The 21,524-nt window shown below is 64.9% G+C and carries 20 protein-coding genes; 16 read left to right on the forward strand and 4 right to left on the reverse strand.

Going from position 1 to position 21,524, the window contains the following annotated elements:
• Positions 1-4: 4 nt before the first annotated feature.
• Genes urtA through urtE form a run of 5 tightly spaced genes read left to right on the forward strand, consistent with a single transcriptional unit; the run spans position 5 to position 5,433 of the window.
• On the forward strand, positions 5-1,324 hold the full coding sequence (gene urtA / locus HN018_RS01025; protein ID WP_171832785.1) for an urea ABC transporter substrate-binding protein: 1,320 nt from the start codon (positions 5-7) through the stop codon (positions 1,322-1,324).
• The gene (gene urtB / locus HN018_RS01030) at positions 1,317-2,891 is read left to right on the forward strand and encodes an urea ABC transporter permease subunit UrtB (protein WP_171832786.1); all 1,575 of its coding nucleotides are present in this window, start codon (positions 1,317-1,319) and stop codon (positions 2,889-2,891) included. Before urtA ends, urtB begins: the two co-directional genes overlap by 8 nt.
• Positions 2,888-3,985 (forward strand): urea ABC transporter permease subunit UrtC, encoded by a 1,098-nt coding sequence (gene urtC, locus HN018_RS01035; protein ID WP_171832787.1) that lies wholly within the window; start codon positions 2,888-2,890, stop codon positions 3,983-3,985. The genes urtB and urtC overlap by 4 nt, the downstream gene beginning before the upstream one ends.
• Positions 3,982-4,725, forward strand: coding sequence for an urea ABC transporter ATP-binding protein UrtD (urtD, locus tag HN018_RS01040; protein WP_171832788.1), 744 nt, complete (start codon positions 3,982-3,984; stop codon positions 4,723-4,725). The genes urtC and urtD overlap by 4 nt, the downstream gene beginning before the upstream one ends.
• A gap of 12 nt (positions 4,726-4,737) precedes the next feature.
• Positions 4,738-5,433 (forward strand): urea ABC transporter ATP-binding subunit UrtE, encoded by a 696-nt coding sequence (urtE, locus tag HN018_RS01045; RefSeq protein WP_171832789.1) that lies wholly within the window; start codon positions 4,738-4,740, stop codon positions 5,431-5,433.
• Positions 5,434-5,597: 164 nt separating this feature from the next.
• On the opposite strand, the gene HN018_RS01050 is transcribed toward urtE, so the two are convergent.
• The 4 genes from HN018_RS01050 to HN018_RS01065 all read right to left on the reverse strand — a co-directional run bounded on the left by HN018_RS01050 (position 5,598) and on the right by HN018_RS01065 (position 10,170).
• The gene (locus tag HN018_RS01050; protein ID WP_171832790.1) at positions 5,598-6,170 is read right to left on the reverse strand and encodes a histidine phosphatase family protein; all 573 of its coding nucleotides are present in this window, start codon (positions 6,168-6,170) and stop codon (positions 5,598-5,600) included.
• Between the two features lie 64 nt (positions 6,171-6,234).
• Positions 6,235-6,708, reverse strand: coding sequence for a GNAT family N-acetyltransferase (locus HN018_RS01055; protein ID WP_204259626.1), 474 nt, complete (start codon positions 6,706-6,708; stop codon positions 6,235-6,237).
• 174 nt (positions 6,709-6,882) lie between these two features.
• The gene (locus tag HN018_RS01060) at positions 6,883-9,264 is read right to left on the reverse strand and encodes a TonB-dependent receptor plug domain-containing protein (protein WP_171832792.1); all 2,382 of its coding nucleotides are present in this window, start codon (positions 9,262-9,264) and stop codon (positions 6,883-6,885) included.
• 246 nt (positions 9,265-9,510) lie between these two features.
• On the reverse strand, positions 9,511-10,170 hold the full coding sequence (locus HN018_RS01065) for an aspartate/glutamate racemase family protein (RefSeq protein ID WP_171832793.1): 660 nt from the start codon (positions 10,168-10,170) through the stop codon (positions 9,511-9,513).
• A gap of 140 nt (positions 10,171-10,310) precedes the next feature.
• Here HN018_RS01065 and HN018_RS01070 point away from each other — a divergent pair, with 140 nt between their 5' ends.
• The 11 genes from HN018_RS01070 (at position 10,311) to HN018_RS01120 (ending at position 21,503) form a co-directional block, all read left to right on the forward strand.
• Positions 10,311-11,012 (forward strand): GntR family transcriptional regulator, encoded by a 702-nt coding sequence (locus HN018_RS01070; RefSeq protein ID WP_171832794.1) that lies wholly within the window; start codon positions 10,311-10,313, stop codon positions 11,010-11,012.
• Positions 11,012-11,884 carry a sulfurtransferase gene (locus tag HN018_RS01075; RefSeq protein WP_171832795.1) on the forward strand — a complete coding sequence of 291 codons (873 nt, stop codon included), beginning with the start codon at positions 11,012-11,014 and terminating at the stop codon, positions 11,882-11,884. Before HN018_RS01070 ends, HN018_RS01075 begins: the two co-directional genes overlap by 1 nt.
• Before the next feature lie 49 nt (positions 11,885-11,933).
• A complete protein-coding gene (locus tag HN018_RS01080) occupies positions 11,934-13,298 on the forward strand; it encodes a dihydroorotase (protein WP_171832796.1) in 1,365 nt (454 codons plus the stop codon).
• A gap of 64 nt (positions 13,299-13,362) precedes the next feature.
• Positions 13,363-14,127: an SDR family oxidoreductase gene (locus HN018_RS01085; RefSeq protein ID WP_171832797.1), complete on the forward strand. Its 765-nt coding sequence runs from the start codon at positions 13,363-13,365 to the stop codon at positions 14,125-14,127.
• A gap of 2 nt (positions 14,128-14,129) precedes the next feature.
• Positions 14,130-15,278 carry a MalY/PatB family protein gene (locus tag HN018_RS01090; protein WP_171832798.1) on the forward strand — a complete coding sequence of 383 codons (1,149 nt, stop codon included), beginning with the start codon at positions 14,130-14,132 and terminating at the stop codon, positions 15,276-15,278.
• A complete protein-coding gene (locus HN018_RS01095; RefSeq protein ID WP_171832799.1) occupies positions 15,275-16,285 on the forward strand; it encodes an ABC transporter ATP-binding protein in 1,011 nt (336 codons plus the stop codon). The genes HN018_RS01090 and HN018_RS01095 overlap by 4 nt, the downstream gene beginning before the upstream one ends.
• Positions 16,282-17,268, forward strand: a complete 987-nt coding sequence (locus HN018_RS01100; RefSeq protein WP_171832800.1) for an ABC transporter ATP-binding protein — start codon at positions 16,282-16,284, stop codon at positions 17,266-17,268. The genes HN018_RS01095 and HN018_RS01100 overlap by 4 nt, the downstream gene beginning before the upstream one ends.
• Before the next feature lie 255 nt (positions 17,269-17,523).
• The gene (locus tag HN018_RS01105) at positions 17,524-18,246 is read left to right on the forward strand and encodes an amidohydrolase family protein (protein ID WP_204259627.1); all 723 of its coding nucleotides are present in this window, start codon (positions 17,524-17,526) and stop codon (positions 18,244-18,246) included.
• Complete coding sequence (locus tag HN018_RS01110) at positions 18,239-19,234, forward strand: sugar-binding transcriptional regulator (RefSeq protein WP_171832801.1); 996 nt, start codon at positions 18,239-18,241, stop codon at positions 19,232-19,234. Before HN018_RS01105 ends, HN018_RS01110 begins: the two co-directional genes overlap by 8 nt.
• Before the next feature lie 62 nt (positions 19,235-19,296).
• Positions 19,297-20,715, forward strand: a complete 1,419-nt coding sequence (locus HN018_RS01115; RefSeq protein WP_171832802.1) for an MFS transporter — start codon at positions 19,297-19,299, stop codon at positions 20,713-20,715.
• Between the two features lie 2 nt (positions 20,716-20,717).
• Positions 20,718-21,503 carry an N-acyl homoserine lactonase family protein gene (locus HN018_RS01120; protein WP_171832803.1) on the forward strand — a complete coding sequence of 262 codons (786 nt, stop codon included), beginning with the start codon at positions 20,718-20,720 and terminating at the stop codon, positions 21,501-21,503.
• The last annotated feature ends 21 nt before the right edge of the window (positions 21,504-21,524 follow it).

The raw sequence follows: 21,524 nt of genomic DNA on the forward strand, positions 1-21,524 counted from the left end.
CGGCATGAATTCGAGCAGCACTGGTTTCACGAGACGTACGTTCGGACGCATGGGCCTCGGTCTGCTTGCGGCAACATCGACCGCCCGCTACGCGACGGCCGCACCCTCCGGGGAGCCGATCCGGATCGGGATCCTTCATTCCCTTTCGGGAACGATGGCGATCAGCGAGACCACGCTGAAAGACGTCATGCTGATGCTGATCGCGCAGCAGAATGCCAAGGGCGGCGTGCTCGGGCGCCCGCTCGAGGCGGTCGTGGTCGACCCGGCGTCCAACTGGCCGCTGTTCGCCGAGAAGGCCCGCCAGTTGCTCTCGGTGGACAAGGCGGCCGCAGTGTTCGGATGCTGGACCAGCGTATCCCGCAAGTCGGTGCTGCCGGTGTTCGAGGAGCTGAACGGCATCCTGTACTATCCGGTCCAGTACGAGGGCCAGGAATGCAGCCGCAACGTTTTCTATACCGGTGCCGCGCCGAACCAGCAGGCGATCCCGGCGGTCGACTACCTTGCGTCCGAGGAGAAGGTGGAGCGCTGGGTGCTGGCCGGCACCGACTACGTCTATCCGCGCACCACCAACCAGATCCTGCAATCCTACCTGAAGGGCAAGGGTGTCGCCGATGCCGACATCATGATCAACTACACGCCGTTCGGGCAGTCGGACTGGCAGAACATCGTCGCACAGATCAAGGCATTCGGGTCGACCGGCAAGAAGACCGCCGTGGTCTCCACCATCAACGGCGACGCCAACGTGCCGTTCTACAAGGAGCTCGGCAACCAGGGCATCCACGCGACGGATATTCCGGTCATGGCCTTCAGCGTCGGCGAGGAAGAGCTGGCCGGCATGGACACCAAGCCGCTGGCCGGCCAGCTCGCCGCCTGGAACTACTTCGAGAGCATCGATACGCCGGCGAACAAGACCTTCATTGCCGAGTGGCATACATTCACCAAGAACCCGAAGCGCACCACCAACGATCCGATGGAAGCCCATTACATCGGCTTCAACATGTGGGTGCAGGCGGTCGAGGCGGCGAAGACGACCGACCATGACGCGGTCATCGAGGCGATGATCGGCATACGCCAGCCCAATCTGACCGGCGGCGTCGCCACGATGCTGCCCAATCATCATCTCACCAAGCCGGTCTTCATCGGCGAGATCCAGGATGACGGCCAGTTCAACGTGGTCTGGCAGAGCCCCGACCTGATCCCGGGCAAGGCGTGGTCGCCGTATATCGCATCGACCAGGGACCTGATCGGCGACTGGCGCAAGCCGGTCTCGTGCGGAAACTACAACGTCGTGACCAAGGCCTGCGTCGGCACCAAGCATGCGTAGCGTCTCCGTCCTCCTTGCTGTCCTGGTGCTGCTCGTCTTCGCAACGACGGCCCGGGCGCAGGAGGACGGATATGCCGGACTGGCATCCGGCCGTTATGCGAGCATTGCCGACGGGGCGACGCAGCTGGCGGCCTCCGGCGATCCCCATGCGGATACGGTGCTGCATGCCCTGGCAGAACATCGCCTGCTGGCCGGTCCGCCAGGCGGTCCGCTCTATATTCGAGCCGGCGATGCCCTGACGGATGCGCGCACCGGGGCAACCGTCGGCGCCAAACCGGAGGGTCTCCGGCCTGTCCGCCTGAACAACCGTGTCCGCGAGGCACTGGATGCGGCGCTGGCCGTGCTCGATCTGCAATCCCCGGACCGCGGCAAGCGCCTGCATGCGGTCGAGGCGATCTACGACACCCATCCGCCGGCACTCCTGCCGGCCCTGGACCGCGCCCTGGCGCACGAACCCGATGCCGGCATCCGGCGCGGCCTGGCCGAGGCACGGGCGGCCATGCTGCTGAGCGCGCCGGTGCTGCCGGGACCCGCCGAGGCTCTCGGCGCGGTCAGGATCCTGGCCTCGCGCGGCGGCCTTCCCGCGCGTGCCATCCTTGCCAGGCTGCAGCATGACGCATCGCCCGAACTGCATCATGCCGCGACCGAGGCGATCGCCGCGATCGACCTGCGCCTGCGCCTGTGGAGCATTCTGCAGGACCTGTTCTACGGCATCAGCCTAGGTTCGGTGCTGCTGCTTGCAGCCATGGGCCTCGCCATCACCTTCGGGGTCATGGGCGTCATCAACATGGCGCACGGCGAACTGATCATGATCGGCGCCTACGTCACCTACCTGGCGCAGCAGGCGACCGGATCGCCCGGGGTCGGGCTGGTGCTGGCGATCCCGCTGGCCTTTCTGGTGACCGGTGGCCTCGGCGTTCTCATCGAGCGCGGGCTGATCCGCTTCCTGTATGGACGCCCCCTGGAGACGCTGCTGGCAACCTGGGGGCTGTCCCTGGTGCTGCAGCAGGCGATCCGCTCGCTGTTCGGCCCGACCAACATCTCGGTCACGACCCCGGCCTGGATGTCGGGCTCGATCGCCGTCGGTGGCCTAGTGATCACCCTGAACCGGCTGGTGATCATCGTGTTCGCCGCCCTGGTGATGCTTGCCTTGACGCTGGTGCTGAAGCGCACGTCGCTCGGGCTGCAGATGCGGGCGGTGACGCAGAACCGCCGCATGGCGTCGCTGATGGGGATCCGGACGCCGCGCGTCGATGCGCTGACCTTCGGCCTCGGCTCCGGCGTCGCCGGGCTTGCAGGCGTGGCGATCAGCCAGATCGACAATGTCAGCCCGAACCTCGGCCAGGGCTACATCATCGACAGCTTCATGGTGGTGGTGTTCGGCGGCGTCGGCAATCTCGGCGGCACGCTCGCCGGCGCGGCTACGCTCGGGATCGCCAACAAGGTTCTCGAGCCGGTGGTGGGCGCGGTGCTCGCCAAGATCATCGTGCTGCTGCTGCTGATCGCGTTCATCCAGCGAAAGCCGCGGGGGATGTTCCCGTTGCGTGGACGGGGCATCGAATCATGATCGCCGTCCGCACCACGGCGGCCCTGACGGTGCTGGTGGCGATCCTGCTGGCGGTGCTGAACCTGTTGTCGCCCGGATCGCCGCTGCATGTATCGGATTTCGCGGTTGGACTGGCCGGCAAATACCTCTGCTTCGCGATCCTGGGCGTCGCGGTGGACCTGGTCTGGGGTTTCGCCGGCATCCTGACCCTGGGCCACGCCGCATTCTTCGCCCTGGGCGGCTATGCCATGGGGATGTACCTGATGCGCGAGATCGGCGCGCGTGGCGTGTATGGCAACGCGGCCCTGCCCGACTTCATGGTGTTCCTGTCCTGGCCGCGGCTGCCCTGGTACTGGTGGGGCTTCGACCATTTCAGCTTCGCGTTGCTGATGGCGCTGGTGGTTCCGGCGTGCCTTGCGGGACTGTTCGGATGGCTCGCGTTCCGCTCGCGCGTTTCGGGCGTCTATCTCTCGATCATCACCCAGGCGCTCACGTATGCGCTGCTGCTGGCTTTCTTCCGGAACGACATGGGGTTCGGCGGCAATAACGGCCTGACCGATTTCAAGGACGTGCTTGGGTTCGACCTGCATTCGTCGGCCACGCGCGCCTGCCTGCTGATCATCACTGCCCTGTTGCTGGCGGCGAGCCTGCTGCTGACGCGTGCGCTGCTGTCCGGCCGCTTCGGCCATCTTCTCACCGCCGTTCGCGATGCGGAAAGCCGGACCCGGTTCCTCGGCTACCGCCCCGACCACATCAAGCTGTTGATCTGGGTGTTCTCCGCGATAATCGCCGGGCTGGGCGGCGCGCTCTATGTCCTGCAGGTCGGCATCATCAACCCGGGCGAGTTCGCACCGGCCAATTCGATCGAGGCGGTGATCTGGGTGGCGGTCGGTGGACGCGGCACCCTGTCCGGGGCGGTGCTGGGCGCGGTGCTGGTCAATCTTGGCAAGACGGTGTTCACGGGCCTGCTCCCGGAACTCTGGCTCTACGCGCTCGGGGCCCTGTTCATCCTGACGACCCTGTTCCTGCCGCGCGGGCTCATGGGGCTGCAATGGAGCCGCCTGGGATTGATGCGCAGGCTGGGTATCGGGCGGCGCACGGGTGCTGCGTCATGAGCACGCCGAACCTGCTGTATCTCGATGCCGTCTCGGTCAGTTTCGACGGCTTCCGTGCGCTGAATGCGCTGTCCCTGCTGCTGGCCCCGGGCGAAATGCGGGCGATCATCGGGCCGAACGGCGCCGGCAAGACGACGATGATGGATGTGATCACCGGCAAGACCCGTCCCGACAGCGGCGTGGTCGAGTTCCGTGGCACGCACGACCTGACCCGCCTGGACGAGCCGGCGATCGCGCGCCTCGGCATCGGGCGCAAGTTCCAGAAGCCGACCGTGTTCGAGAAGCTGAGCGTGCGCGACAATCTTCTGCTGTCGCTGAAGGGAAAGCGGCGGCCGTTCGCTGTCCTGGCAGCGCGCGAGACCTCGCACGAGGCTGGGCTGATCGCCGATATCCTGCGCACGACGCGCCTGTCGGATCATGCCGCCCGCCTCGCCGGTGCGCTCAGCCACGGCCAGAAGCAGTGGCTCGAGATCGGCATGCTGCTCGGCCAGGATCCGGAACTGCTTCTCGTCGATGAGCCCGTCGCCGGCATGACCGATGCGGAGACCGCGCAGACCGCCGAACTGCTGCGCGAGATCAACCGCACGCGCAGCGTGGTCGTGGTCGAGCACGACATGGATTTCGTCCGGGCCCTGAACGTGCGGGTCACGGTGCTGCATGAGGGGTCCGTGCTGGCCGAGGGCTCCATCGACGAGGTAAGCGCCGATCCTCGCGTGGTCGAGGTGTATCTTGGACGCTGAAAGCGGGGGCGCATGCTGCAGGCCGAGTCCATAGACCTGCATTACGGCGCCGCGATCGCCCTGCGTGGCGTTTCGGTCAGCGCGCGGATCGGCGACGTCACCTGCCTGCTCGGCCGCAACGGCGTCGGCAAGACCAGCCTGCTGCGCGCCATCACCGGCGTCCACCCGGTGACGCGGGGCCGCATCCTGTGGAACGGCGAGGACATCACCCGCCTGTCCGCGCACGAGCGGGCAGGGCGACGCATCGCCTCGGTGCCGCAGGGACGCGACATCTTTGCGCTGCTGAGCGTGCGGGAGAATCTTGAAACCGGGTTCGGCCTGCTGCCGAGACGGGAGCGCAAGGTGCCGGACGAGATCTTCGAACTGTTCCCGGTGCTGGCACAGATGCAGCGCCGCCAGGGCGGCGATCTTTCAGGTGGTCAGCAGCAGCAGCTGGCGATCGCCCGGGCGCTGGTAACCCGTCCCCGCCTGCTGGTGCTGGACGAGCCGACGGAGGGAATCCAGCCCAGCATCATCAAGGATATCGGTCGCATCATCACCCTGCTGCGCGCGCGTGGCGACATGGCGATCCTGCTCGTCGAGCAGTATTATGAATTCGCCCGTGCACTCGCCCAGCACATTACCGTGCTGGATCGCGGCCAGGTGGTCATGCAGGGGGAGGCCGATATGCTTGACGAGACGGCCCTGCGGGGTCACGTCACGATCTAGGCGTTTATCCTACTGGCTGATTTTCACAACAAGCCAGCGTTAGAGCCTGCTGTGGCTCGCCCGAAGCGTCATCGGGCAAGGCTGTCGAAGGACAGGGCGGGCAGCAGCAACGTAATCAAGAAATCGACAGTAATCAGCCCTCTGGTGTCTTTCACCGACAGCGATCAGACCGCTTCAAGGTCCAACTCGATCATCCCGCAGTTGGGTAGGAAGACGCCGGTGAGGTAGTAAAAGAAGGTTCCGTGGCCAACCACCGCAATGTTGCGTTCCGGGCGGCCGGCAAGAAACGCTCTGAACTCTGCAATCCGCTGCAGTGCGGTTTCAAGCGGCTCAACATGGATACCTCGATCGTCACGCTGGCCTTCGGCGTGCCACCAGACGTCCGGTAGGTGCTGAAGCTCAAGATCCGGGTAATCTGTCAGCAATGTCGCAGGCGATCGTCCGACATCACAACTGCTTTCCAGGCGCTCGCGATGTAGAGCCTCGACCACGAAGCGTGGTTTTGAATAATGATTATCGAAAATGCCTCGAGCGGTTTGTAGCGCACGCGTGAGGGGCGTCACCACGACGAGGTCGAATGGTGTATTCCGCAGAAGTTCACGTGCTGTAAGGACTTGAGCTTCCCCTTTTGAAGTCAGTCGCGCATCCGGCAATAACGGATCGATGCCAGTCTCATCGTACGCTGCGTTGAAGGCAGATTGGCCGTGGCGAATGCAGAGGATTTTCTGGGTTTGCATATGTCAGACTTACCGGCTCGTTTGAATCAGGGCAACGCGTCGGGATTGCGGGTGATGCGGAAGGTCAGATATCGATGGCTGATCGATTTACCGTCTCCGCCAGCGGCGTCTTCTCCTGTAGATCCTCGTGGACAGACGCAGGCGGCGTGGGATCCAGCGTCTTCCACATGCACCGGTGCGCGATCGTCACCTCCTCGAACACGCGATCCTCCGCCAGATAGCCGTGCCCGGTATAGAATCCAACCGCGCTTTCACGGGCATGCAACATGACCTCCGGAGCGTCCTGATCACGCATCTCGCGCTCAGCCGCGGCGATAAGCGTTGCGCCGCCTCGCTTTCCACGGAACGCTGGGGCGACAGCCATCTGCCGCAGCTTCCATATCCGCGAGTCGCTCGTTGGCGGAACAAGCACAACCACGCCCGCGAGCGTCGTGCCAGCGTAGAGCCCGAGATGTAGCTGCGATGCTTCCTGCTCCAACTCGGCCTTCGAGAAGGCTAGCCCCAGCGGCGTGCGCAGAACAGCATCTCGCAGCCGCACCGTTTCGTGCCATCCCACACTCCCGTAAGCGACTGGCCGTGTCCGAAATTCCATGCCGGCAGAGCATCACCTGACCGTCATTGCCACAACCCCGATAGCTTACAAAAATTTGGGGGGATGGGCGTGACCCGATCCCGCTGCAACTGCCACGTAACGTGGTAGAATGCGCGTGTCTCAGAATTTGTAGCCGACATTCAGATAGTAGAATCCACCATTGAAGCCGATCTGCTGGGCATAACGGTCGTATTTGACCTGGTTATAGTAGGAAGCCAGCACCGGAACCTTGTTCGGGTAAGTATTGAAGAGATTATTGGCACCTGCGCTGACGGTCAGACGGTCGGTCGCATGATAGCTGACCAGGATGTTGGTCAGATAGCGTGGGCGGAGCGTGTAGGCCTGGAAGACCGAGCTCGAGAATGCGTTGGCGCCTTGCTGATACGTCATCTGGTCGAAGATATGGCCGTAGCGCATCTCATGTATTGAGAGGTTCCATTTCTGGAAGGTCCAGTTTCCTCCCAGGATGACCACGTTATGCGGCGCGTCGGTGGTCAGGTAGCCGACCTGCTGCAGGTTCAGATCGCTGCGGCCGAAGCGGTTGGTGTTCGTGTGACGGATCGTGGTCTCGTTCAGGTTGAGGGCTGCGTCGAGGACCAGGAAGCCTGCGCTGGCCAGGTCGATCCGGTAGTTGCTGGTAATGTCGACGCCGCGGGTCCGCGTGCTGGCGGCGTTCGTGAGGTAGGACGCCGATACCGCCGAACTTGCGACCCCGGTCGGGAGCGTACGGCCATCCGCTGCGAAAGCCGCAAGCGCAAGCGCGCCGTTGTAGGTGCCGCCATCGAGGATGCGATCGCGGATGTCGATCTGGTAGCCGTCGATCGCGACGTCGAGGTTCCTGATCGGATGAAACGTCAAACCGGCCGTGACACTGGTCGAGCGCTCCGGTTTCAGTGCGTTCGCGCCCAGGACCTGCGCGCCGGCAGAACTCGGTGCGAGCTCGCCGGTGGCACCCGACGTCGTGACGGTAGCGGATGTATGATGTTCTTCAGCCAGTGTCGGCGCGCGAATGCCATTGCTGATCGTGCTGCGGAACCCGACGACACGGTTGAAGTCATAGCGGGTGGAGAGTTTCGCTGACCCGGTATCGCCAAAGTCGGTGTAATGTTCGAGCCGGCCTGCTGCATCGACCTGCCACTTGTCGGTCAGCTTGGTCGCAAGGTCCGCATAGACTGCATAGACGTCGCGCGAGTGCGGTCCGGCACTTTGCGGCTGAGTGCCCGGAACGGATTGAGAGCCGCCGACCGCGTAGGACGCGTAGCTGCCCGAACCGACCGAATAGCTCTCGAAACGGTGCTCGGCGCCTACCGCGATATCGATCGGGAAGCGGTAGAACGACGGCGCGAACCGCCGCTTCAGGTCCAGGTCGGTTGTAACCTGCACGGTCGCGGAATCGGTCAGGTGGAAGCTCTGCGGCGTCGACCCGGTCAGGGCATACAGGCTGGTGTTCGCCGAGTTCGACATATCGATGTTGCTGCGGTCGGTGCCGAACGTGGAACTGAAGTCCCAGTGCCAGCCGGCAAGATCATCGCCGCGGAACCCGGCCGTCGCGGCGTAGTCGTTCTCGTCGATCTCGAGCTTGGGCGAGAAGCCGTTCGCGTAGATGGGCCTCAGGATCGACGGCAACCGATAGATCTGGAACGTGCTGGCATCGCGATGTGCATATGTCAGCAAGCCATAGGATTCGATCCCCCCGGTAAGCCGGTAGGCGCCCTGGGCGGCAACCGATATGCGGTCGCTGAGCGGCTCGCCGATCCAGTGGCTATCGAACAGTCCCGTGCGTCCGTCTATCCCGGTCCGGTCGGTCCGCTCATGATGCTGGTAGCTCAACCCGAGATGGACGTAGCCGCGGCTGCCGAGGCTGAAGCCATGGTCGAGATCGATGTTCTGGGTGAAGCCATCCCCGGCCGCATAGGCACCGCTTTCCTCGTTGAAGCTGCCGCCATGATCGGAGGTCTTCAGAATGATGTTGATGACGCCGGCAACCGCGTCCGAGCCGTACTGCGCGGACGCGCCGTCACGCAGGACCTCGATATGATCGACCATCGAGATCGGGATGAGATCGATGTCGACAGGTGTTGCGCCCCGGAAAGGTCCCGCATCGGTCTGGGTGTTCGTGGTGGTGTGGCGCCGCTTGCCGTTGACCAGGACCAGGGTTTCATTCGGACTCAGTCCGCGCAGATTGATCGAATCTGTCAGCGCGCCGACGGTGGTGCCCTGGGTCTGGCGATTGACCGACGGCAGCAACTGCATCAGGGCATCGCGCAGATTGTTCTGCCCGGTTTCGCGAAGCGCACGCGACGAAACGACATCGATGGGACTGAGGCTCTGGCGCGCAAGCTTGCCGGTTACGCGCGTGCCTGTAACGATCACGCTTTCTTCCGAGGTCGCGGGCCGCGTATCGGCCCGTGTCGTGGGCGTGGAAACGCCTGCCTGGGCGGCCGGGATAACCTGCTGGGCCCATGCCGTATCCGTAACGGCACAGATTGCTGTCACTGTCATGAGGGTTTGCCGCCAACCCGGCAAACGGCCGTTTGCGCGGCATAGTCCGGTTCCGGCAAGGACGGCAAGCGATCGTGCGGCGGTCAGGTTCGGACTGTTCCCCATGTCGGCGATCCCACTCTTAGTATATCAGCTAAGATATCAAGAGAGACATTAACGATCGTCATCTGGTTTGCAAGCTAGAACCAACACCGATTTAAAACTTTTATGTTAGTTAATCTTGCAGGGTTTAAATCGAAGAAACGTTTACCGAGTCGGTACAAGATCCAGCGACAGGAACGTCGCCGCCTGGGCGACTGCCGCCTGGACCGGATCGATGACCGGAATGCGAAGTGCTGCCTGGAGGGCCGCCCGATACGTTCCAAGACCTGCACATCCCAGAATAATGGCTTCGGCAAGGTCCTGGTCGCGTAGCGCCATGCCGACCGCAACGAGGCGTTCCATGACTCCCTCTTGCTGTAGGTCGTCGACGCTCACGTTGATTGCCCGATCGCCGGCCAGTCGGGATATGAAGCCGAGGTCGCTTAGCCTGACTGCGTGGCGACGTATGGATGCATCCACGATTGAGACCACACCGAACCGGCCGGCGAGACCCATCGCGGTCAGATAGGCCGCCTCGGCAATGCCGATGACGGGGTGACCGGACGCGGCCCGCGCAGCCCTGACGCCGGGATCCGAGAAGCATGCGACGACGGCGATGTCGGCACCGGCGGCACGGATCGCGCCTAGTACCGCCGGGACGACTTCGGCCACATGAGCGTCAGTTTCGATTCCGGACGGACCGTTCTGGTTGGTTGCGCAGTCGATCTGCAGCGCGCAACCCGCCCGCAAGCCATCGAGTGTTGCATCGAAGCCGGACGTGACGCGCTCGGAGGAATTTGGATTGAAAACGAAGATGCGCTTCATGACCCGTTTCGAGGCTGAGACAAGACTTCCGGACATCCGGGAGACAAGGTTGAGTTGATATCTCTCCAAATATATCATAAGCAGGTCGGGCTTTGATCTGCAAACCGCATGTGCGGGGTTGCGATGGGCAGGGACGATAGATGCAGAAGCATGGCAAGGCGGGAGACGCAGGCAGCGCACGTGGTCCGTCGTTGATGGATCGGGCCTATGCGATCCTGCGGCGCGAGATCATTACATGCCAGTTGCCGCCGGGCAGCGAGATCTCCGAGCTTGAAATCGCCGACCGGCTCGGCATGAGCAAGACGCCGGTGCGCGAGGCACTCGGTCGCCTGGATATCGAAGGGTTCGTAGAGACCTTTCCGCGTCGTGGCTATCGGATCAAGCCGATCACGCTGCGCGACATCAACGATCTTTTCGCCGTCCGTTCGGTACTCGAGCAATCGGCAGCGACACTCGCCGCCAGATCGATGTCGGACCTGCAGCTCGATCATTTGTCCGCCCTGGCAGCCGCTTCCTATCGGCTCGAAGAGCATCACAGCCTCGATCATTTCGTGGAGACAAACCGGCTGTTCCATGAAGCGATCGCGGAGGGCTCGGGCAACCCGCGCCTAGCGGCGTTGGTGATGGCTCATATCGAGGAGAGCGAGCGCTTCTTCTATATCGGCGCCCGGTCCCGCGACGTGAACGTCGAGACCAATCACGATCATGCGGGCATTGTCGAAGTTCTTCGCAAGCGCGATGGCCCGGCCGCCGGCCACATCATGGGCCAGCATATCGACAATACCCACAGAGGCCTGGCAACCTCGCTGCTGACCTCGGCGACCGGCGGAGTCAGCCTGTGATGCGCGCGCCGGACCCGGACGATGTGCGCAGCCGGGTCCTGATCACCGCCGAGGCGCTGGCCCGGCGTCGTGCCGCGGGGGAGGCGTTGGTCATTGTCGCGATACGGTCGGATGACAGTACCGCGCCGCGTCCCTTCGAGACGTCGCCGCGCCTGCCTGGCGCCTTCGACGGCTCGCTGGCGAACGACTTCGCCGCCCCGTCGGATCCGGTGCTCGGCTCGCGCCCTCTTCCCTCGATCGCGCCGCTGCAGGACGTGGTCCGGCGCTGGGGCGTCACGCCGGAAACGCTGGTTGTGGTCTATGACCATGACGGCAACCTGCAGGCAGCACGGGCCTGGTGGGTATTGCGCTGGGCCTCCCTGTCCAACGTCGTCATGCTCGATGGCGGTTTTGCAGCCTGGATGCGGGCCGGCCTGCAGGTCGATACGATGGTGCCCCCCGATCCGAAGCCAAGCGCGGTGATCCTGTCCGCAGGTCATATGCCGATGCTGGATGCAGAGGGGTCAGCCGCGCTGGCACGACGCGGAACCCTGTTCGACTCACGCATCTCGCCCAACTACGTCGGCGGTCCGACCGCTCCGGATCAGGCGGCGCGCGGTCACATTCCCGGAGCATTGAACGTGCCCGCATCCGACAACCTCGACGCGGACGGTCGCTTTGCGGACGTGAACATCCTGCGTGCACGTTATCGCGCCGAACACCCGGACTCGCTCGAGCCCGTCGGCATCTATTGCGGTGCAGGCGTCTCGGCAGCCCACACCGTCGCCGCCTTGGCGACGCTCGGCATCCAGGCGTCGATGTATCCCGGCTCGTGGTCCGCCTGGAGTTCCGACCCGGGCCGGGCGGTCGCCCGGGGACCGGAACCCGGCTGAACCACTGCGGCGGCGCAAGCGCGTCGCGCAGTTTCGACAGGATCGCCTGATGGCTTATGACGACCTCATCTGCGGCACAATCGTCACGCCCGATGGCCCGATACAAGACGGCTGGGTCGCCGTAGCAAGCGGACGCATTGCCGAGATCGGCACCGGTGCGGAGCCGGATGCCGAACGGCGGCACGATTCCGGAGGCGGCCTGGTGCTGCCCGGTGTCATCGATGGCCAGACCCACGCCGGCAGCTACGGCGGCCTGGCCGGGCTCGCCTCGACCACCCGCTCGGCGATCGCCGGCGGCGTTACCACGATCGTCGACATGCCGTACGACAATCCCGAGCCGCTCAGCACGGTTGCCCTGCTGCACGACAAGATTGCCGCGATCGACGCGGATGCACATTGCGACGTGGCACTCTATGCGACGGTGATGCCGGGGCGGGGCGTCGGTGATGTCCGTGCATTGATCGAAGCCGGCATCGTTGCCTTCAAGATATCGTCTTTCGAGAGCAGCCCGACGCGCTTCCCGCGTATCGCCGCCGACCTCATGCTCGACCTGCTGGAGGAACTGGCAGGCACCGATATTCCGCTCGGCCTGCACAACGAGGACCAGGAGATCGTCCGTGCGCGGATGGCGCTGGCGCGTGCCCAGGGCCAGGACGGTATCGCCGCGCATTCCGCGAGCCGCCCGCTTGCCGCCGAACTGTCGGCATCCGCGGCGTTCCTGGAACTTGGTGCGGCAGCCGGTGGGCATGCGCATCTGGTGCATCTGTCGCACCCGCGCGGGTTCCGTCTGGTCGAGCATTATCGCGGCGATGGGTTTCGGTCGACCGGCGAGCTGTGCGTCCATTATCTGTGGTTCGACCCCGACACGGACGGCAAGACCCTCGGCGCGCTGATGAAGGTCAATCCGCCGATCAGGCCCGGGCAGTGCGCGGCACTCTGGGCCGAGATCACCGAAGGCCGCGTGGCGTTCGTCAGCTCGGACCATTCGAGCTGGCCGATCGACAGCAAGCAGACGCCGTCGATGTTCTCGGCCGGTGCCGGCGTGACCGGGCTCGAAACCCTCCTGCCGGCGTTCTTCACCGGTGCGGAGGCGCAGGGGCTCGATGCGGCCGCGCTCTGTGCCGCGCAGCTCAGCGAGCGGCCGGCGAAGTTCTTTGGCCTTTGGCCGCAGAAGGGCGCGATCCAGGTCGGTGCCGATGCCGACCTTGCGGTTCTCACGCCAGAAACTTTCCGATGGGACAGTGCGCACGCGCATGACGGGCTGAACTGGAGCCCGTACGATGGTCGCCAATTCTCGGCACGGGTCAGCCGCACCTACTTGCGTGGCAAGCTCGCCTGGGATGGCACGGATGTTCGAGCCCAGGCCGGTCAGGGCCGTTACGTCCGGCGCGGCACCTCCGCCTGGTTTCGGTGACGGTGACGAACCTGGCCGGCGTCCCTTCTGAAACAATCAAGCAGTGCCTGGAGGCATACATCTGATGGATCTCGGATTGACCGGAAAGCGTGCCCTGGTGCTGGGCGCCAGCCGCGGCCTCGGCGCCGCCAGCGCATTGGCCCTTGCACGCGAGGGCGTGCAGGTGATTGCAGCCTCGCGCCACCCGAAGCCGCTCGAGCCGGAAGCGAGCGTGGACATCTCGAAGCTCGTGCTCGACCTCTCCGACCCGGCATCGATCGGCGCGATGATCGATGCCGTCCTGGCCCAGGGCGGCGTCGATATCCTGGTCAACAATACCGGCGGCCCGGCACCGGGGCCGGTCGAGGGACAGCCTGCCGACGCCTGGAGCAACAGCTTCGCCATACTGGCGGCGTCCTTGTTCCGGATCACCGAGGCAATGCTGCCGACGATGCTGGCGCGCAACTGGGGACGGGTGATCACCATAGGCTCGTCGGGCGTCGAGCAGCCGATTGCCGGCCTCGCGCTTTCCAATGCGGTGCGTGGTTCGATCGCCGGCTGGTCGAAGACGCTGGCCACCGAGGTCGCGGCGCGCGGCGTGACCGTCAACATGGTGTTGCCGGGTCGGATCGCCACCGACCGGGTCGCCGAGCTCGATGGGGCACGCGCTGCACGCACCGGGCTGCCGATCGAGCAGGTGCAGCAGGCCTCGCGACAGGAGATCCCGGCCGGCCGCTATGGTCGACCGGAGGAGTTCGGCGCGGCGGTTGCCTTCCTGGCCGGTGTCCCGGCGTCGTACATCACCGGATCGATGATCCGGGTCGATGGCGGCGCGATCCGATCGATCTAGCCATGCCGCTGGACTTCGACGCGCCGGTCGACCGGATCGGGACCGACTGCTCGAAATGGAGCCGATACGGCCCGGACGTGCTGCCGCTCTGGGTGGCCGACATGGACTTCGCCGTCGCGCCCGGCATCGTCTCGGCACTGCAGGCCCGGCTGCAGCATCCGGTGTTCGGCTATGCCGCCGCCGGCGATGGTCTGCGCGCGCAGATCGTTGCCGAACTGCGGGAGAGTCACGACTGGACCGTGGGGCCGGAGGAGATCGTGTTCCTGCCCGGGGTGGAACCGGGTTTCAACATGGCCCTGCGCGCGCTGCTGCGTCCCGGCGACACCGTCGCGGTGCAGACGCCGATCTACCGGCCTATCCTGAACGCTCCCGGCCATTGGGGCATGCAGCGGCTCGACCTGCCGCTCCATCGGGAGCCAGGCGGCTGGTCGATGGACAGGGAGGCGCTGGAGGAGGGGATCGGCCGGTCCCAGGCACTGCTTCTGTGCAATCCGCATAACCCGACCGGCAAGGTCTTCACGCGCGACGAGCTTGCCGAGATCGCGGTCACATGCCTGTCGCATGGCACGCTGATCATTTCCGACGAGATCCATTGCGACCTGCTGCATGACGGGAGGCGTCATGTTCCGATCGCGTCGATCGACCCCGGCGTGTCCGACCGGACGATCACGCTGATGGCGGCAAGCAAGACCTACAATATCGCCGGGCTGAAATGCGCCTTCGCCATCATCCGAAATCGGGCGATGCGCGCGACGTTCGAGGCGCATCGGCTCGGCATGGTCGACAGCGTGAACGCGCTGGGCCTGGTCGCGACCGAGGCGGCCTATGCCACCGGCAAGCCTTGGAAAACGGCGTTGCTGACCTACCTGCAAGCGAACCGCGATTACCTGGTCGAAGCGGTGCGGACACGCCTTCCGGGCCTGTCGATGCAGGCTCCGGAGGGAACGTTCCTGTCGTGGCTGGACTGCACCGAGGCCAGGCTCGGCATGCCGGCGCAGCAGTTCTTTCTCGACCGGGCCAAGGTCGGACTGAATAATGGTTCGGACTACGATGCCGCCGCCGGCGACTTCGTTCGGCTGAATTTCGGATGCACCCGTGCTGTGCTGGAGGCGGCGATCGGCCGGATGGAAGCGAGCCTGTCGGCAGGATGAGCGAGGCCTGCGCCCGTCCGACGCCGGACCTTCCGGTCCTTGCCGTGGACCGGCTCTCGGTCACGTTCGCGAGCGGGCGAGCATCGGTCCGTGTGGTCGACGATGTCAGTTTCACACTCGGGCAAGGCGAGATCCTGGCGCTGCTGGGGGAGTCCGGCTGCGGCAAGAGCATGACCGCACTGGCGATCATGGGGCTGGTCCCGGGCGCTGGACGGCCGGGTGGGCGGGTCATGCTGGATGGCGAGGCGCTGCTGGACGTGCCTCCGGACCGTTTGCGCGCGCTGCGTGGCCAGCGCATGGCGATGGTGTTCCAGGACCCGATGTCGGCGCTCAACCCGGTGCTGAGCTTGGGCAACCAGATCGGCGAGGCGCTGCGTTGTCACACCGGCCTGCGTCGCGCGGCACTGCGCGATCGCGTGGTGGCGCTGCTCGGCGAGGTCGGGCTGGCAGATCCGGCGCAGGTGGCCGACCGGTTCCCGCATGAACTGTCCGGCGGCATGTGCCAGCGCGTCATGATCGCGATGGCGATCGCCTGCGACCCGGGATTGCTGATCGCCGATGAGCCGACCACGGCGCTGGACGTGACCGTGCAGAAACAGATCCTCGACCTGCTGCATGGCCTGCGCCGGCGGCATCGCACCGCCATCCTGTTGATCACCCACGATCTCGGCGTAGTCGCCGAGAATGCCGACCGGGTCGCGGTCATGTATGCCGGGCAGGTGGTCGAGGAGGCGCCGGTCGCCGTGTTGTATGCCCGGCCGGCGCATCCCTACACGCTGGGGCTGCTGCGCTCGATGCCCCGGCTGGAGTCCCGGCCGGACGATGACCCCGGCAGCTTCTACGCCATCCCGGGCACGGTTCCCGATCCGGCGAACCTGCCGCCGGGCTGCCGGTTCGAACCGCGCTGCGACCGGGCCGACCAGGCCTGCCGCGAGACCGCCCCGGCACTGGAGGCGCTCCGGCCGGATCATCGGGTGCGTTGCTGGCATCCGGTCGCGGGTCCATGAGCGCGCCGCTGCTGCAGGTCACCGGCCTCGGCAAGAGCTATCCGGTTCGCAACGCCTGGCCGTTCGCCGCGCGTCGCACGGTGCGTGTGCTCGACGATGTCAGTTTCAGCCTCGACCGTGGCGAAACGCTCGGGCTGGTCGGTGAGTCCGGAAGTGGAAAATCAACCACCGGGCGGGTCATCCTCAAGCTGGTTCCGGCCTCCGGCGGCTCGGTGCGCTTCGATGGCCAGGAAATCCTCCCGCTGTCCGAGCCCGCGTTCCGCCCGTTGCGCCAGGCGATGCAGATGGTGTTCCAGGATCCCGCCGGTTCGCTCAACCCGTCGGACCGCGTCGGCCGGATCATCGGCGAAACGCTCGGCGTACATGCGCCAGGCCTGTCCGCATCCGACCGGGTGGCGCGCACCAACGAACTGCTTGGGATGGTCGGGCTCGATCCAGCCGCATCCGGGCGCTATCCGCACGAGTTTTCCGGCGGGCAGCGGCAGCGGATCGGGATCGCGCGGGCGCTTGCAGTCGGCCCGCGCCTGATCATCGCCGACGAGCCGGTCTCCGCACTCGACGTCTCGGTGCAGGCGCAGATCCTGAACCTGATGCGCGACCTGAAGGCGCGGCTGGGCTTGTCCTATCTGTTCATCGCGCACGATCTCGCGGTGGTGCGGCAGATGAGCGACCGGGTCGCGGTCATGTATCGCGGACAGATCGTGGAGACTGCGAGCAGCCACGACATTTATCGTACACCGGCGCACCCCTATACGCGGCTGCTGCTCAGTGCGATCCCACGTCCCGAAGTGCCGAAACCGGTGAGGGATCAGGCGGCGCCCGATCTGCCGATGGCTAGCCAGCCGTCGGACGCATCGTCCGTGGGGACGGGGGGCTGTGTCTTTACGGCACGCTGTCCGATCCGCAGCCCGATCTGCGTCGAGGTGCGACCGCAGACGCGGCTGGTTGGCACGAACCATCATGTGGCGTGCCACAATAGCTGAGTGACTTTCCGAGGGTGCTGCTGCGATAGCCTGGTGGAAAAATCAGACGGTTTCCACCTTATTGCGCCGAAATCAGGTGTGCGAGCCAGGTCGATGGACGGACGATCCCGCCTGACCCGGCCACATCGATCCATTGGCTGCACCTGTCGCGCAGTCCCGGCGCACGGGTTTACACCGACGAACGGCGAGAGCAGTATGCCCGGGAATTAAATAATTGCCCGGACGAGGTCAACTCAAGTGGGGCGGGAGCGATCGATGTCGATCATCGTGGACGCGCATAATCATATCGGCGACCGTCCCGGCGCACGCCAGACCGGGCCCGAGCTGGTCGCCAAGATGGACCAGGCCGGCGTCGACCGCGGCGTGATCTTTCCGTTCGTCGAAGGGAACTTCACGAACGATGCCGTCAAGGTCGCGATAGATGCATGCCCGGACCGGTTGATCGGCTACTGCGCCGTCAATCCCTGGCAGCCGGACGCCGCGGCCGAAGTAAGGCGTTGCGTGAAGGACTGGGGCTTCCGTGGCCTCAAGCTGCACCCGACACTGAATGGCTTCCACCTGTCCGACCCGAAGCTGGTGGACCCGCTGTTCGAGGAAGCGCAATCGCTCGGCATTCCGATCATCGCGCACGGGGCCAGCGATCTCTACAACAGCCCGCCTGAATTCGCGGAAATGGCTCGTCGCTTTCCGAAGGTCTGCCTGCTGATGGCGCATATGGGCTTCTTCTGGTCGGTAGACCAGGCGATCACCTACGCAGCCGCATTTCCAAACCTGATCCTCGAAACGTCCCGTGCGCCGATCTTCGAGATCACCACGGCGGTTGCGGCACTCGGTCCCGACAAGGTCGTCTGGGGCACCGACTCACCGTTCGTCGATTACGAATGGGAGTTTCGCAAGATGGAGCGATGCAGTCCCGATCCCGGGATACGGCGCCGCGTGCTCGGCGAAACGATGGCCGAGATGCTGGGCCTTGGCTGACAAGCCAGGGCCGCAATCGGCGTCCTTCGGCGGCGCCGACGCGCCGGAGATCCTGAGCGAGAGGCGTCTCGAACTCGCGGCGCGTGCCGCCTGGCTCTACTACGCCAAGGGACAGCGGCAGGACGATATCGCCCGCACGCTCGGCCTGTCCCGCCAGGTGATCCAGCGCCTGATCGCGACAGCGGCGGCCGAGAAGCTCATCCGGTTCCAGCTGCTGCATCCGCTGGCGGCCTGCATCGAGCTCGCCGACCAGCTGGCCGACCGCTTCCAGCTGGTTTGTGCCGAGGTTGTGCCGAGCCTGCCCGACCGGCGGGACAACATCTCGTCGATTGCCGACGCTGCAGCCTGCACCATGGAGACGCTGCTGATGAAGACCGAGCCGGCGATCGTCGCGATCGGCGGCCAGCGGGTCATCCGCGACGCGACCCTGCGCGTGGCGCCGATGCACCGTCCCATGCATCGACTGGTCTCGCTGATGGGCAACATGACCCGCGAGGGACGGGCCACCCACTATGACAGCATCATGGGCCTGGCCAAACGCGTCGGCGCGCAATGCTATCCGCTGCCGATGCCGGTGGTTACGGACTGCGTCGAGGCAAAGACCGTCCTGGAATCGCAGCCCGGCTATCGAAGCTGCGCCACCCTGGTTCGCGATGCCGACCTGCTGATGACCGGCATCGGCTATATCGACGGCACCGCTCCGCTTCTGCGCGACGGCTTCGTCACCGAGGCCGAGCTTGCGCGCGCGACCGAGCTCGGGGCGGTCGGTGAGTTGCGCGGCTACTGCTTCGATGCCGGGGGATCTGTTATCGATGCGCCCCATCATGCGCGCCTGACATCGTTTCCGCTGGTGTCGCCTGCCACCTCGCGCACCATCCTGGTGCAATGCGGCGCGTTTCGGGTGCGTGCCTTGCGTGCCGCATTCCGCGGCGGCCTGGCCAACGGCCTGATTACCGATGAGGAAACGGCACGTCTGCTCCTGGACTGAGCGAAAATCACGCACTTAACGAAATGGAAGAGCCGCCAAGCGGCCTCTAGGGGGAATATGTCATGAACAGCGAAAGCACTGCTTCCGCCATCCGCGTAACGGCTCCGGGCGGCCTGCTGTCCCGGATCGGCGGCCGCCTGTCCTGGGCGGCGATGGTGTATCTCTGGATCATCTACGCGCTCAATTCGAACATGCGCCAATGGTTCTCGATCGTGCAGCCGTCCGTGGTCGAGGAGTTCCACCTGACACCGGCGACGATGGGACTTTATTCCGGTCTGCTCACCGCGGCCGTCGGGGTCTCCGGCATCGTGTTCTCGCCGCTGCTTGCAGGCGGCGGGCGCGGATGGGCTCGCAAATACCGGCATCTGCCGATAGTCCTCTGCTACGGGATTTTCTCCGTCCTGACCGGCATCGGCGCGCTGACCACCACCATCGCCGCGATCTTTGCATTCCAGCTCATAAAGAACCTCGCCAGCGGTATCGGAGAAGTGGCGGAAGTGACAGCCATTGCCGAATGGTGGCCGCTGGAACGACGTGGCTTCGCGCAAGGCCTGCACCATACCGCCTTTCCCTGGGGCTCGCTGATCGGCGGGCTCGCGATCTCGGCCGTGCTCGGGATTTTCGGCAGCACCCATTGGCGCTACATCTTCCTGATCCTGCCGTTCTTCCTGCTGCCGGTGTTTTTCTTCTACTGGCGCTTCTCGACAAAAGATAACTATGCCGGCTTCGTCGAGGACACCCGTGCACGCGGGGAGACCCCGCCTCTGGCGGAGGACGAGCAGACCCATCGCGCACCGCCGGGCGCCTTCTGGCGAACGGTCCGCAATCCGAACGTGCTGGTCGTCTCCATCGCCTCGGGCTTCGGCAACTTCAGCCTCTACGGGCTGGGCTTCTGGCTCCCGGCCTATCTTGCGTTCATCGTGCACTATCCGCTGGCGAAAGTTGCCGCGTATTCCGTACTCTTCACCATCACCGGCGGCATCGGCCAGATCGTGTGGGGAGCGATCTCGGATCGGTTCGGGCGGAAACTCAGTCTTGTCCTGATGTTCCTGTGGCTGACCGTCGCCTTCTCCCTGTTCCGCTTCGTCGGCGTCGGTCTCGGCACGATGATTGCCATCCAGCTCTTTGCCGGCATGGCGACCAATGGAATCTATCCAGTGCTCTATGCGATGGGCTCGGATTCCTGCGAGCGCGGAACCATTGCCATCGCCAACGGGCTCAACATCGGCGGCGTCATCCTGGGAGGCCTGGGAACCGTCGTCGTTGGCGTGCTGATCCAGTGGGGCGGCGGCTATTCCTCACCGGTGGGCTTCAATCTCAGCCTGTATTTCCTGGCCGGCACGATGGCCCTGTCGGCAATCATGATCGCGCTGTTCACACGCGAGACCAACGGCCCGTTCATCCACCTCGATCGCGCCCTGGTGTCGCGCGAGTCCTGCCTCCGGAACGAGTATCGGCATTCCAACGAACAAGGAGATTAGCAATGTCTGCAACAGGTTTCGTCAAACGCCTCTGGGCGCTGGAAGGTGGCACGCTGCAGGACGACCGCGGCAAGCTGGTCGTCGGAGAGTCGGGCCAGGTGACGCTGCCCTGCCCGAGTTTCCTGATCGAGCACGAACGCGGCCTCGTGCTGATGGATACCGGCCTGGTCCCGGCCACCGCGGACGATCCGATGGCCGTCTATGGCGAGATGGGCAAGGAACTAAGCGTTTCGCTCACCCACGCGCAGCGCATCGACCGGCAGATCGAGGCGCTGGGCTTCGCGCTGACCGACGTCAAGCACGTCATCATGAGCCATCTGCACTGGGATCACACCGGCGGGATGTATCTTTTCCCGCACGCCGAATTCCACGTCATGAGCGGCGAACTGCAATACGCCCACTGGCCGCTCCCGGCCGGGCCGACTTATCGTCTCGAGGACATCACGCCCACTCGCGGCTTCAAATGGAATGAAATCGAGGGCGCCGAGCTGGATTTCTTCGGCGACGGCAGTCTGGTCATCCTGCACATGCCGGGTCACACCCCAGGCAATGCCAGCCTGCTGGTACGCCTGCGCAGCCGCACCATCCTGCTCGCCGCCGACAGTGCCCATCTACGCTCCGGCTACCTCTCCGACCTGCCGATGCCGTCGGACTGGAATACCCTGCAATCCGTCCAGTCGTTGCGACGCCTGCGACAGATCGCCAGGAGCCACGACGCGATGGTCTGGATACTGCACGATCCCGAGGACTGGGCGGAATACAAGCACGCGCCGGAATTCTACGAGTAGAGGCTGGGTCCGTCCCGACGC

Origin of the sequence: Lichenicola cladoniae (assembly GCF_013201075.1) — a bacterium.
In the GTDB taxonomy this organism is placed as follows: domain Bacteria; phylum Pseudomonadota; class Alphaproteobacteria; order Acetobacterales; family Acetobacteraceae; genus Lichenicola; species Lichenicola cladoniae.

Excerpts from the sequence above, each read along its gene's own strand:
- HN018_RS01050 (WP_171832790.1), bottom strand. The coding sequence starts at position 6,170 with ATGCAAACCCAGAAAATCCTCTGCATTCGCCACGGCCAATCTGCCTTC.
- urtE (WP_171832789.1), top strand. The coding sequence starts at position 4,738 with ATGCTGCAGGCCGAGTCCATAGACCTGCATTACGGCGCCGCGATCGCC.
- HN018_RS01090 (WP_171832798.1), top strand. The coding sequence starts at position 14,130 with ATGCCGCTGGACTTCGACGCGCCGGTCGACCGGATCGGGACCGACTGC.
- urtB (WP_171832786.1), top strand. The coding sequence starts at position 1,317 with ATGCGTAGCGTCTCCGTCCTCCTTGCTGTCCTGGTGCTGCTCGTCTTC.
- HN018_RS01100 (WP_171832800.1), top strand. The coding sequence starts at position 16,282 with ATGAGCGCGCCGCTGCTGCAGGTCACCGGCCTCGGCAAGAGCTATCCG.
- HN018_RS01060 (WP_171832792.1), bottom strand. The coding sequence starts at position 9,264 with ATGACAGTGACAGCAATCTGTGCCGTTACGGATACGGCATGGGCCCAG.
- urtA (WP_171832785.1), top strand. The coding sequence starts at position 5 with ATGAATTCGAGCAGCACTGGTTTCACGAGACGTACGTTCGGACGCATG.
- HN018_RS01115 (WP_171832802.1), top strand. The coding sequence starts at position 19,297 with ATGAACAGCGAAAGCACTGCTTCCGCCATCCGCGTAACGGCTCCGGGC.
- HN018_RS01105 (WP_204259627.1), top strand. The coding sequence starts at position 17,524 with ATGTCGATCATCGTGGACGCGCATAATCATATCGGCGACCGTCCCGGC.
- HN018_RS01095 (WP_171832799.1), top strand. The coding sequence starts at position 15,275 with ATGAGCGAGGCCTGCGCCCGTCCGACGCCGGACCTTCCGGTCCTTGCC.
- HN018_RS01120 (WP_171832803.1), top strand. The coding sequence starts at position 20,718 with ATGTCTGCAACAGGTTTCGTCAAACGCCTCTGGGCGCTGGAAGGTGGC.
- urtD (WP_171832788.1), top strand. The coding sequence starts at position 3,982 with ATGAGCACGCCGAACCTGCTGTATCTCGATGCCGTCTCGGTCAGTTTC.
- HN018_RS01070 (WP_171832794.1), top strand. The coding sequence starts at position 10,311 with ATGCAGAAGCATGGCAAGGCGGGAGACGCAGGCAGCGCACGTGGTCCG.
- urtC (WP_171832787.1), top strand. The coding sequence starts at position 2,888 with ATGATCGCCGTCCGCACCACGGCGGCCCTGACGGTGCTGGTGGCGATC.
- HN018_RS01085 (WP_171832797.1), top strand. The coding sequence starts at position 13,363 with ATGGATCTCGGATTGACCGGAAAGCGTGCCCTGGTGCTGGGCGCCAGC.
- HN018_RS01065 (WP_171832793.1), bottom strand. The coding sequence starts at position 10,170 with ATGAAGCGCATCTTCGTTTTCAATCCAAATTCCTCCGAGCGCGTCACG.
- HN018_RS01075 (WP_171832795.1), top strand. The coding sequence starts at position 11,012 with ATGCGCGCGCCGGACCCGGACGATGTGCGCAGCCGGGTCCTGATCACC.
- HN018_RS01080 (WP_171832796.1), top strand. The coding sequence starts at position 11,934 with ATGGCTTATGACGACCTCATCTGCGGCACAATCGTCACGCCCGATGGC.